Origin of the sequence: Plantactinospora siamensis (assembly GCF_042434095.1) — a bacterium.
Taxonomy (GTDB): Bacteria; Actinomycetota; Actinomycetes; order Mycobacteriales; family Micromonosporaceae; genus KBS50.
In genome coordinates this window covers 167,313-178,806 of record NZ_JBHLUE010000011.1, presented here as the reverse complement: position 1 = coordinate 178,806, position 11,494 = coordinate 167,313, and the positions used below count along the sequence as shown (strand labels likewise).

General features: G+C 74.0%; 11 protein-coding genes. 9 read left to right on the top strand and 2 right to left on the bottom strand.

Annotated elements, in window-relative coordinates:
- Positions 1 to 143 precede the first annotated feature (143 nt).
- The gene (locus ACFFHU_RS13915; RefSeq protein ID WP_377338866.1) at positions 144 to 824 is read right to left on the bottom strand and encodes a GOLPH3/VPS74 family protein; all 681 of its coding nucleotides are present in this window, start codon (positions 822 to 824) and stop codon (positions 144 to 146) included.
- Positions 825 to 917: 93 nt separating this feature from the next.
- Here ACFFHU_RS13915 and ACFFHU_RS13910 point away from each other — a divergent pair, with 93 nt between their 5' ends.
- A complete protein-coding gene (locus ACFFHU_RS13910; protein WP_377338864.1) occupies positions 918 to 1,409 on the top strand; it encodes an NUDIX hydrolase in 492 nt (163 codons plus the stop codon).
- A gap of 50 nt (positions 1,410 to 1,459) precedes the next feature.
- Here the strand turns inward: ACFFHU_RS13910 and upp are convergent, their stop codons facing one another.
- Entirely contained in the window at positions 1,460 to 2,092 is a 633-nt protein-coding gene (gene upp, locus ACFFHU_RS13905) for a uracil phosphoribosyltransferase (protein ID WP_377338862.1), read from the bottom strand.
- A 120-nt stretch (positions 2,093 to 2,212) separates the two neighbouring features.
- On the opposite strand from upp, the gene deoC reads away from it, so the two are divergent.
- The 8 genes from deoC to cydD all read left to right on the top strand — a co-directional run bounded on the left by deoC (position 2,213) and on the right by cydD (position 11,410).
- Positions 2,213 to 3,172 (top strand): deoxyribose-phosphate aldolase, encoded by a 960-nt coding sequence (gene deoC, locus ACFFHU_RS13900; protein ID WP_377338859.1) that lies wholly within the window; start codon positions 2,213 to 2,215, stop codon positions 3,170 to 3,172.
- Positions 3,173 to 3,177: 5 nt separating this feature from the next.
- Positions 3,178 to 4,608 (top strand): aldehyde dehydrogenase family protein, encoded by a 1,431-nt coding sequence (locus ACFFHU_RS13895; RefSeq protein WP_377338857.1) that lies wholly within the window; start codon positions 3,178 to 3,180, stop codon positions 4,606 to 4,608.
- On the top strand, positions 4,601 to 5,434 hold the full coding sequence (locus ACFFHU_RS13890) for an aldehyde dehydrogenase family protein (protein ID WP_377338855.1): 834 nt from the start codon (positions 4,601 to 4,603) through the stop codon (positions 5,432 to 5,434). Before ACFFHU_RS13895 ends, ACFFHU_RS13890 begins: the two co-directional genes overlap by 8 nt.
- Positions 5,435 to 5,611: 177 nt before the next feature.
- Complete coding sequence (locus ACFFHU_RS13885; RefSeq protein ID WP_377338854.1) at positions 5,612 to 6,154, top strand: BlaI/MecI/CopY family transcriptional regulator; 543 nt, start codon at positions 5,612 to 5,614, stop codon at positions 6,152 to 6,154.
- 1 nt (position 6,155) lies between these two features.
- Positions 6,156 to 7,061: a M56 family metallopeptidase gene (locus ACFFHU_RS13880; RefSeq protein ID WP_377338852.1), complete on the top strand. Its 906-nt coding sequence runs from the start codon at positions 6,156 to 6,158 to the stop codon at positions 7,059 to 7,061.
- A 185-nt stretch (positions 7,062 to 7,246) separates the two neighbouring features.
- On the top strand, positions 7,247 to 8,509 hold the full coding sequence (locus tag ACFFHU_RS13875; RefSeq protein ID WP_377338850.1) for a cytochrome ubiquinol oxidase subunit I: 1,263 nt from the start codon (positions 7,247 to 7,249) through the stop codon (positions 8,507 to 8,509).
- 10 nt (positions 8,510 to 8,519) lie between these two features.
- Positions 8,520 to 9,527, top strand: coding sequence for a cytochrome d ubiquinol oxidase subunit II (locus ACFFHU_RS13870; protein WP_377338849.1), 1,008 nt, complete (start codon positions 8,520 to 8,522; stop codon positions 9,525 to 9,527).
- The gene (cydD, locus tag ACFFHU_RS13865; protein ID WP_377338847.1) at positions 9,524 to 11,410 is read left to right on the top strand and encodes a thiol reductant ABC exporter subunit CydD; all 1,887 of its coding nucleotides are present in this window, start codon (positions 9,524 to 9,526) and stop codon (positions 11,408 to 11,410) included. Before ACFFHU_RS13870 ends, cydD begins: the two co-directional genes overlap by 4 nt.
- Positions 11,411 to 11,494: the final 84 nt, after the last annotated feature.

Genomic DNA, 11,494 nt, shown 5'->3' with positions numbered 1-11,494 from the left:
GTACCCATGATGGATCTGTCAGCGGACAGCGAGAAGGGTGCCGCGAAAAACGAAAATCACCCCAAGACGCCCCGGGAGGAACGGCGGGAAACGGCGGCGGGGAAACGGCGGGGGGGGAGCGGCCGCAGGGAACGGCCCGCCGGTCAGGAACGGGTGCCGAGAGCGGTGGCGATGGCCCGGGTGAGCGCCTCGACCACCAGCGCCACCGAGGGGCGCACGTTCGAGTCGTCGAGGCTGCCCGAGCCGCCGAAGCCGGCGCCCGCGCCGATCGCGGCGAGCCGGCGGCGGACGTCCGCGGCCGCCTCGCCGTCCAGGCCGAGCCGCGGCTCCATCCGGATCGCCGCAACCAGCGCGGCCAGCGCGGCCGTCCGCTCGTCCGGCGTCTCGGCGCCGGTCAGCGCGGCCGCCAGCCGGCCCCGGATGGCGGCCTCGACCGACGGGTCGACGGACGGGTAGCGGTGCACGTGCACGAAGCCCTCCATGGCGGTCTCGTCCACGTCCTGCATCACGCCCTGGCCACACAGGTCGGCCAGCACCCGGTCCCGCAGGCCGTGCCGGAGCCGCTGCACCCAGGAGGCCGGCGTGTGCGGGGTGTCCGCCGCCACCCGACCGAGCACCTCGTCGGCGATCGGCTCGCCGGTGGGGGTCGGGTCGGTCACCACGATGGCGCCGTCCGCGAAGGTGATCCGGTTGGCCAGCGCCAGATCGACCAGCACCGCCGCCGCCATCCCCAGGTCCAGCCCGATACGCGAGCCCAGCGCCTTGCCGGACTTGTCGTCGTACGCGAGCAGCAGCAGCTCTTCGGCGAGCGCAACAGCAGTCATGGCTCGGAACGCTAGCCGGTCCGCGCACGCCGCGCATGTGACCCCGCCGGCCGCGTCCGCCGGGGCGCTCGGGGCGGGCCGTAGGGTGTCCGGGTGCGCGCCGTCATCGCCACTCTGGGCTACGTGTTGTCCACCGATCGTCGCCAGGTTCTGCTGGTGCGCCGGGACCGGCGCCCCGACGATCTGCACCTGGGCTACCACAACGGGCTGGGCGGCAAGCTCGAGCCGGGTGAGGACGTGGTGGCCGGGATGCGCCGGGAGATCCGCGAGGAGTCCGGCCTGGAGGCCCGTACGGTGGAACTGGCCGGCACGGTCTCCTGGCCCGGCTTCGGGCGCGACGGAGAAAACTGGTTCGGCTTCCTGTTCCGGATCCCGGACTGGTCCGGCGAGCCGTACGCCGAATGCCCGGAGGGCACCCTCGTCTGGACCGACCTGGCCGACGTGCTGGCCGGCCGGGTGCCCATGTGGCCCAGCGACCGGCACTTCCTGCCGCTGGTCTTCGCCGAACGCCCGGCCGTCTTCCACGGCGTCATCCCGTTCGAGAACGGCGTCGGCCTGGACTGGCACTACTCCCGCACCGACTGACCCCCTCCCGCCCGGGGCGGGGGAAGCGGGAGGACGTGCGGGGCGGCGGGTCAGAAGCGGGGCATGCCGCCGAATTGGCGGTCGCCGGCGTCGCCGAGGCCGGGCACGATGAAGCGGTGGTCGTTCAGCGCCGTGTCGAGGGCGGCGGTGACCACCCGCAGCGGCAGGCCGGACCGCTCCAGCCGCTCGATGCCGGCCGGCGCGGCCAGCACGCACAGCACGGTGATGTCGGTGCAGCCCCGGTCGGCCAGCAGCCGGCAGCAGTGCTCCAGCGACCCGCCGGTGGCCACCATCGGGTCGAGGACCAGCACCGGAATGCCGGCCAGCTCGGTGGGCAGCGACTCCATGTACGCCCGCGGTTCGAAGGTCACCTCGTCCCGGGCCAGCCCGACGAAGCCCATGGACGACTCGGGCAGCAGCCCGAGGGCCGCGTCGGCCATGCCCAGCCCGGCCCGCAGCACCGGCACCAGCAGCGGCGGGTTGGCCAGCCGGAACCCGTCGGTGGGCGCAACGGGCGTGGTCACCGGGTACGTCTCCACCGGGAACGACCGCGCGGCCTCGTACACCAGCATGGTGGTGAGTTCGTGCAGGGCGGCCCGGAACGACGCCGAGTCGGTGCGGGCGTCCCGCATCGCGGTGAGCCGCGACTGCGCGAGCGGGTGATCAACAACGAGTACGTCCACGATCGCTCAACCTACGCCACCGGTCGCGACCGCCGCCGGTCCCGGACGACCGGCGTGGCCGGCGCCACCAATCGCAGTGGCGAAGATCACTGTACGCACCGATTGCGTAGACTCTTCGGCATGACGGCTTCAACGATCTCGGGCCGGTCCGACCTGTCCGAGCTGGGACGATCCGAGGCGACCCTGCGGACGTTCCTGCACGGCCTGCCCGGCGTGGACCAGGTCGGGGCGGAGCAGCGGGCGGCCATGCTCGGCACCCGCTCGATCAAGACCTCCGCCAAGGCGTGGGCGATCGACCTGGCGATCCGGATGGTCGACCTGACCACCCTGGAGGGCGCGGACACCCCCGGCAAGGTGCGGGCGCTCTCCGCCAAGGCGGTCCGGCCGGACCCGGCCGACCCGTCCTGCCCGCACGTCGGCGCCGTCTGCGTCTACCCGACGATGGTCCCGTACGCCGCCGAGGTGCTGCGGGGCTCCGGGGTGCACCTGGCCAGCGTGGCCACGGCCTTCCCGTCCGGCCAGGCGCCGCTGGCCGTCAAGATCGCCGACACCGAGGCGGCCGTGGCCGCCGGCGCCGACGAGATCGACATGGTGATCAACCGGGGCGCCTTCCTGGCCGGCCGGTACGCCGAGGTCCACGAGGAGATCGTGGCCGTCAAGTCGGCCTGCGGGGACGCGCACCTCAAGGTGATCCTGGAGACCGGCGAGCTGGCCACGTACGACAACGTGCGCCGGGCATCCTGGCTGGCCATGCTGGCCGGCGGCGACTTCATCAAGACCTCCACCGGCAAGGTGCCGTCCGCGGCCACCCTGCCGGTCACCCTGATCATGCTGGAGGCGGTCCGGGACTTCCGCGCGGCGACCGGCCGGCAGGTCGGGGTGAAGCCGGCGGGCGGCATCCGCAACACCAAGGACGCCATCAAATACCTGGTCACGGTCAACGAGACGGCGGGCGAGGACTGGCTGCACCCGGACTGGTTCCGGTTCGGCGCCTCGTCGCTGCTCAACGACCTGCTGATGCAGCGCACCAAGCTCACCACCGGCACGTACGCCGGCCCCGACTACTTCACCCTGGACTGACCCGCATGTTCGAGTACGCTCCCGCGCCGGAGTCCCGCGCGATCGTCGACCTCAAGCCGTCGTACGGCCTCTTCATCGACGGCGAGTTCGTCGACCCCACCGACGGCGGCAGCTTCAAGTCGATCAACCCGGCCTCCGAGGAGGTGCTCGCCGACGTGGCCGAGGCCGGCCCGCAGGACGTGGACCGGGCCGTGGCCGCCGCCCGGACGGCGTACGAGCGGGTCTGGGGGCCGATGCCGGGCCGCGACCGGGCCAAGTACCTCTACCGGATCGCCCGGCTCATCCAGGAGCGCTCGCGCGAGCTGGCGGTGCTGGAGTCGCTGGACAATGGCAAGCCGATCCGGGAGTCCCGGGACGTCGACATCCCGCTGGTGGCCGCGCACTTCTTCTACTACGCCGGCTGGGCCGACAAGCTGCCGTACGCCGGCTTCGGTCCGGACCCGAAGGCGCTCGGCGTGGCCGGTCAGGTCATCCCGTGGAACTTCCCACTGCTCATGCTGGCCTGGAAGATCGCCCCGGCGCTGGCCGCCGGCAACACCGTGGTGCTCAAGCCGGCCGAGACCACCCCGCTCACCGCGCTGCTGTTCGCGGAGATCTGCCAGCAGGCCGAGCTGCCGCCGGGCGTGGTCAACATCGTCACCGGCGCCGGCGACACCGGCCGGGCGCTGGTGGAGCACGCCGGCATCGACAAGGTGGCGTTCACCGGCTCCACCGAGGTGGGCCGGCAGATCGCCCGGTCGGTGGCCGGCACCCGCAAGAAGGTGACGCTGGAGCTGGGTGGCAAGGCCGCCAACATCGTCTTCGACGACGCGCCGATCGACCAGGCCGTCGAGGGCATCGTCAACGGCATCTTCTTCAACCAGGGCCACGTCTGCTGCGCCGGGTCCCGGCTGCTCATCCAGGAATCGGTGTACGACGAGGTGCTGTCCTCGCTCAAGCGCCGGATGGCCCGGCTGCGCGTCGGTGACCCGCTGGACAAGAACACCGACGTCGGCGCCATCAACAGCGCCGCCCAGCTGGACCGGATCCGCGAGCTGTCCGAGGTGGGCTCGGCCGAGGGCGCCGAACGCTGGTCGCCGCCGTGCGAGCTGCCCGACCGCGGCTTCTGGTTCGCGCCCACGGTCTTCACCGGGGTCACCCAGGCGCACCGGATCGCCCGGGAGGAGATCTTCGGCCCGGTGCTGTCGGTGCTGACCTTCCGCACCCCGGCCGAGGCCGTCGAAAAGGCCAACAACACGCCGTACGGGCTGTCAGCCGGGATCTGGACCGACAAGGGCTCCCGGATCCTCTGGCTGGCCGACCGGCTGCGCGCCGGGGTGGTCTGGGCCAACACGTTCAACAAGTTCGACCCGACCTCGCCGTTCGGCGGCTACAAGGAGTCGGGCTACGGCCGCGAGGGCGGCCGGCACGGTCTGGAGGGGTACCTCAATGTCTGACGCTCCGGGCCGGGTGGCCGTACGCAAGACGTACAAGCTCTTCATCGGCGGGAAGTTCCCGCGCAGCGAGTCGGGACGGTCGTATCTCGTGGCGGACACCAATGTGGCGCTGGCTTCCCGCAAGGACGTCCGGGACGCGGTGCTGGCCGCCCGGGCCGCGGTCAAGGGCTGGGCCGGTGCCACCGCGTACAACCGGGGTCAGATCCTCTACCGGGTGGCCGAGATGCTGGAGGGCCGGCGCGACCAGTTCGTGGCTCTCGGCGTGCCCGCCGACGAGGTGGACGCCGCGATCGACCGCTGGGTCTGGTACGCCGGCTGGTCCGACAAGATCGCTCAGGTGTACGGCGGTGCCAACCCGGTGGCCGGCCCGTACTTCAACCTTTCCGCGCCCGAGCCGACCGGGGTGGTGGGCGTGGTGGCCCCGGCCGAGCCGGCGCTGCTGGCGCTGGTCAGCGTGATCGCCCCGGCCATCGTCACCGGCAACACCGTGGTGGTGCTGGTCGGCGAGTCCGCGCCGCTGCCCGCGGTGACCCTGGCCGAGGTGCTGGCCACCTCCGACCTGCCCGGCGGCGTGGTGAACCTGCTCACCGGCCGACCGGCCGAGACCGCGCCCTGGCTCGCGTCGCACATGGACGTCAACGCGCTGGACCTGACCGGGGTGACCGACCCCGAGCTGGCCGCCGACCTGGAGGTCAAGGCCGCGGAGAACCTCAAGCGGGTGCTCCGCCCGGCGCCCACCGACCACGACTGGCACGCCGACCCGGGCCTGGCCCGGATGACCACCCTGCTGGAGACCAAAACCGTCTGGCACCCCAAAGGCCAATGAGGTGTAAGGAAGGGCCCCTTCTTATCGCTTTCTGTATAGGAAGGGGCCCTTCTTAACCGACGCGATCCGGCGACCAGGGTGCGGTCGAGCAGCGGGCTGGTCGCCGGTGGGGGTGGTGTGACCGGCGGGACTCCGCCGGAGTCGGCCGGCCTCTACTACGGCGGGTAGGATTAGAGCGTGATGCGGCTGGGTGACCTGGAACGTGCGGTGATGGACGTGTTGTGGGACCGGACCTCCGGTGCCGGCGCGGGGGTCACCGTGCGGGAGGTCGCCGAGTCGCTGGCCGAGCGCGAGCTGGCGTACACGACCGTGATGACCGTGCTGGACCGGCTGGCCGGCAAGGGCATGGTGCAGCGCGAGCGCGAGGGGCGGGCCTGGAGCTACCGGCCGGCGGCGAGCCGCGAGGCATACATCGCGCAGCTCATGCTCGACGCGCTGGATCTGGCCGGCGAGCCGGCCCTCGGGCAGCGGGGCGACACCGACCGGCTCGGCCGGGGCGCCGCGCTGGTCCGGTTCGCCCGCTCGGTGACCGGGTCCGAGGCGGAGATCCTCCGCGCCGCGCTGCGAGACGGCGGCGCCGCGCGGGACGGCGACACCGCGCGGGACGGCGCCACCGCGCGGGACGGCGCCACCGCGCGGGACGGCGCCACCGCGCGGGACGGCGCCACCGCGCGGGACGGCGGCGGCGTCCGGGACGAGGCCCCGGAGCGGGAGGACTGAGATGCTGTCCGCCGCCCACTTCGCCGGCACGACGCTGGCCTGCTACCTGGCCGCCGTGGCGCTGAGCCGGGCGAGCTGGGTGGCCCGCAGTCCCCGGGCGGCGATCCTGTGCTGGCAGGCCGTCGGGCTCTCGGTGGGGCTCTCCGCGATCGGGCTGCCGATCGCGCTCGGGCTCGACCCGTACCATCTCGGCACCGGCCGGGCGCTGCTGGCGCTCGGCGCGGACCTGGCCGCCGGCCGGCTCCCGGTGGGGCTGACCGCGGTCCACCTCGGCCTGGTCGGGGTCGGCCTCGGGATCGGCACGGTCCTGCTGACCTCCACGGTCCGCAGCCTGCTGGCGGCCACCCGGGTCCGCCGCCGGCACCGGCTGCTGCTCAATCTGGTGGCCCGGGACGACCCGGCCGCGCCGGGCGCGCTGGTGCTGGACCATCCGGGTGCCGCCGCCTACTGCCTGCCCGGCGTACGCCCGCGGGTGGTGGTCAGCGCCGGCACGCTCAGCCTGCTGGATCGGGCGGAGCTGGCGGCCGTGCTGAGCCACGAGCGTGCCCACGCCGACGAGCGGCACGACCTGGTGCTGCTGCCGTTCACCGCGCTGTGCCGGGCGCTGCCGTGGGTGCGCTGGGTGCGCCGCGCCCACCGCCGGGTGGCGCTGCTGGTCGAGATGCGGGCCGACGACCGCGCCCGCCGCCAGCACACGGCCCGGTCCCTGGCCGCGGCCCTGGTCCGGTTCGCCACGGCCGGTTCCGGTACGGCGCCGGCCGGCGCCCTCGGGCTCGCCGACCGGGACCTGGACGCCCGGCTGGAACGGCTGCTCGTCTCCGGCCGCCCGCCGCTGCTGCGCCGCACCCTCTCCCTGGCCGCCACCGCCCTCCTCCTGGCCGCCCCCCTCTGTCTCTTCCTGGCCTGACCCCTCCCACCCCTCTCCCTCTCCCTCTCCCCTCCCCTTGGCGATCTTGCACTTTGGGCCCCTCTTTTGCGGTGAATGCACCTTTGTGGAGGCCGAAAGTGCAAGATCGAGGGCAGGCGGGCAGACATGTAGATAGGCTACATGTAGGGTGGCTATGACAAGCGCGCCTACCTTTGGAGGGTGGCATGGATCCGCTGCTCCTCGCCCGCCTGCAGTTCGCCACCACCACGACGATCCACTTCCTCTTCGTGGCGGTCACGCTCGGCCTCGTCACCCTGCTGGTCGTGCTGCAGACCGCCTGGCAGCTCACCGGGAAGCCGAAGTACGAGCGGCTGACCCGGTTCTGGGGCACGCTTTACCTGATCAACTACGTGCTCGGCATCGCCAGCGGCATCCTGCTGGAGTTCCAGTTCGGGCTGAACTGGAGCGGGCTCTCCCGGTACGTGGGCAACGTCTTCGGCGCCCCGCTGGCCATGGAGACGCTGGTCGCCTTCTTCCTCGAGTCCACCCTGCTCGGCATGTGGATCTTCGGGTGGCACCGGCTCCGCCGCGGCGTACACCTGGCGCTGTTGTACGGCGTGGCGCTCACGGCGTACGGCTCGGCCTTCTGGATCATGGTGGCGAACGCCTGGCTCCAGCACCCGGTCGGCTACGAACTGCGCGACGGCGTGGCCGAGCTGACCGACTTCGGCGCGCTGCTGCGCAACCCGACGCTCGGGATGGCCTTCGCGCACGTGGTGAGCGCCGCGCTGACCGTCGGCGGCTTCCTGATGGCCGGGATCAGCGCCTGGCACCTGATCCGCCGCACCCCCGACCACGCGCTGTTCCGTACCTCGCTGCGGCTGGGGCTGGTCACCGGGTCCGTGGCGGTCCTGTTCGTGGTCGGCTTCGGCTTCGCCCAGTTCGGCCCCGTGGGCGCCGTGCAGCCGACGAAGTTCGGTGACGACGCCGCGCGGGCCGCGGCGACCGCCGACTGGACGGCCCGGTTCGGTCCCGGCGACTACCAACCGCCGGCGCTGGCCGCCGTGGCGCTCGGGTTCATGATGCTGATCGGCATGGTGCTCTTCTTCGCGCTGTTCCTGCTGCCGCTGCTGTACCGGGACTGGCTGATCCGCCTGCGCTTCCCGCTCTACCTGTTGCTGCTGGCCGCGCCGCTGCCGTTCCTGGCAGTGATCCTGGGCTGGCTCACCCGGGAGGTGGGCCGGCAGCCCTGGGCCGCGTACGGCCTGCTGCGCACCCAGGACGCGGTGGCCGGGGTGTCCGGCGGCACCATGCTGGCCTCGTTTCTCGGCTTCTCCCTGCTGCTCGGCGCCCTCGCGGTGACCAACTGGGTGCTGATCCTCCGCCAGGCCGGCCGCGGCGCGCACGACCTGGCCCTGGGCCGGTCCCCCGCGGCCGCCCTGGACGCCCCGCCCACCTGGACCGACGAACCCCTGATCGCCCGCTGAGGAGGCCGGCATGGAGATCATCTGGTACGCCCTGCTGGGGCTGTTCTTCGCCGCCTACCTGGTGCTCGGCGGGTACGACTACGGCGTCGGACTGTCGCTGGCCGGGTCCGCCGACCCGGCGGCCCGGCGGCGGGCCCTCACCGCCCTCGGGCCGTTCTTCCTCGGCAACGAGGTCTGGCTGGTGGCGGCCGTGGGGGTGCTGTTCGGCGCCTTCCCGACGCTGGAGGGCGACCTGCTCTCCGGGCTCTACCCGGCCGTGGCCGTGGCGCTCGCCGGGGTGATCCTGACCACCGCAGCGGTGCAGCTGCGCAGCCGCCCCCGCGGGGAACGCGTACGGGCCCGCTGGGACCGGGCCGTGGTGGCCGGCAGCGCGCTCGCCGCCCTCGGCTGGGGCGCGGTGCTCGCCGGCCTGCTCCAGGGCGTACCGGTGGCGGCCGACGGCCGGGTGGCCGGGGTGACGGCCGTCTGCACCCCGTTCGTGGCCGCCGGCGCCCTGGCCCTGCTGACCCTGGTGGGCGTGCACGGCGGCACCTTCCTGGCGCTGCGGCTGCCCGGCGCGGCGGCCGCCGGCGCCGCCCGCCACGCCGACCGGCTCGTCCCGGTCGCGCTGGTCGCGCTCGCCGCGGCCACCGCGGTGGGCCTGGCCTCCGACCGGGTACGTCGGTCCGTCCAGCAGCCGGTGGCCGCCCTCGCGCTCCCGGTGGTGCTCGCCGCGCTGCTACTTGCGGTACGGGCGGCGCTGCGCGCCGGACGGCCCGGGCGGGCCTTCGCGGCCTCGGCGCTGGCGCTGGCCGTCCCGGTCCTCGGGGTAGCCGCCAGCACCTGGCCGTACGCGCTGATCTCCAGCGCCGACCCGACCGCAAGCCTGACTGTGACGCACGCCGCCGCGAGCGACCCCACGCTGCGCCTGCTGACCCTGGTCTCGGTGCCGCTGCTGCCGGTGCTACTAGGCTTTCAGGTGATGTGCTGGTGGGCGTTCCGCGGACGGGTCGACGACCGCACGCCGGTGTACTGGTGAACCGGCGGCCGTTCGACCCTCGACTGCTGCGCCGGGTCCCCGCGACCCGGCGCCAGTTGGCGCTGCTCGCCGTCCTGGGCGCGCTGGCGGCCGGCGCGATCCTCGGCCAAGCCACCGCGCTGGCCGCCGTGCTCGCGGCGGGCGCGGACGGTCGGCTGGACCGGGCGGCGCTGACCGGGTTCGCCGCGGCGGTGGCCGGGCGGGCCGCGCTGTCCTGGGCGCAGGGCGTGGTGACCGCCCGGATGGCAGCCACGGTCAAGGCCGCGCTGCGCACCGAACTGCTCGCCGCCGTCGGCCAGCGCGGTCCGGAGTGGCTCGCCGGGCAGCAGGCCGGCCGGCTGGCCACGCTGGCCGGCCGGGGCCTGGACGCGCTGGACGCCTACTTCACCGGCTACCTGCCGCAGCTGATTCTGGGCGTCACCGTCCCGGCGGCCGTGCTGGCCCGGTTGGTGTTCGCCGACTGGAGTTCGGCGCTGATCATCGCGCTGACGCTGCCGCTCATCCCGGTCTTCGGCGCGCTGCTCGGCTGGCAGGCGCAGGCGGCCACCGAGCGGCAGTGGCGGCGGCTGGCGCTGCTCGGCGGGCACTTCCTGGACATGGTGGCGGGGCTGCCCACCCTCCGGACCTTCGGGCGGGCCCGGGCCCAGGTGGCAGTGGTCCGGCGGATGGCCGACGGCCACCGGGTGGCCACCATGAAGACGCTGCGGATCGCGTTCCTCTCCGGGCTGGTGCTGGAGCTGGTGGGCACCCTGTCGGTCGCCCTGGTGGCGGTGCCGATCGGGCTGCGGTTGCTGGGCGGCGGGCTCGCGCTGCACACCGCGCTGCTGGTCCTGCTGCTCGCCCCCGAGGCATACCTTCCACTGCGCGCGGCCGGCAGCCGGTTCCACGCCAGCATGGAGGGGCTCACGGCCCTGGACGAGGCGCTCACGGTCTCCGCCGGCGCCACTCCGGCCGGCGCCGTCGGCGAGGGATCCGGGGCGACGACGGAGCCCGACGCCGGACGGCCCACCGGGCCCGCCGGCACGAGCGCCGGTCCCACCGGAAGCCCCGCCGGCCCCGGCCCCGCCGGAACGACCGCCGACCCCGCCGGAGCTCCGCCCCGGCCGGTCCGACCGCCCCGGCAGCCGGTCTCCGGTACGGCCGCGGGCGGGCGCCGGCGGCATCCCGCCCCCGCGGGCGCCACCGAGATCCGCTTCGCCGGCGTCACCGTGGCGTACGAGCGGACCACGGCGCTTCAGGACGTGTCGTTCACGATCCACGCCGGCGAGCGGATCGCGGTGATCGGCCCGAGCGGCGCCGGAAAGAGCACTTTGCTCGCCCTGTTGCTGGGTTTCGCCACCCCGGCGGCCGGCCGGATCACGGTGATCGGTGCGGGCGGATCCGGGACGGCCGGGACCGATCTGGCCGAGATCGACCCGGACGCCTGGCGCCGGGGCATCGCCTGGGTACCGCAACGGGCTCACCTCTTCGCGGCGTCGCTGGCCGACAACATCCGGTTGGGCGTACCCGACGCGTCCGACGATGCCGTGGCCGCGGCGGTCCGGGCGGCGGCGCTGGAGGAGGTGGTGGCCGGCCTACCGGACGGTCTGGCCACGGTGCTGGGCGAGCGGGGGTACGGGTTGTCGAGCGGCCAGCGGCAACGGGTGGCGCTGGCCCGGGCCTTCCTCCGAGACGCCCCGCTGGTGCTGCTGGACGAGCCGACCGCGCGCCTGGACGGGGCCTCGGAGGCGGCGGTGCTGGACGCCACCCGGCGGCTGGTGGCCGGCCGCACGGCCGTGCTGGTGGCACACCGGCCCGCCATGCTCCGCGAGGCCGACCGGGTGCTCCGGATCGACGGCGGCCGGCTCACCGAGCTGACCCGCCCGCGCGAGGTGGTTCCGTGAGCGCGAGGAGTGAGCTTGCGAGCCCCGCAGTCGCGAACAAGGGTGGTCCCGTGAGCGCGAGGAGTGAGCTTGCGAGCCCCGCAG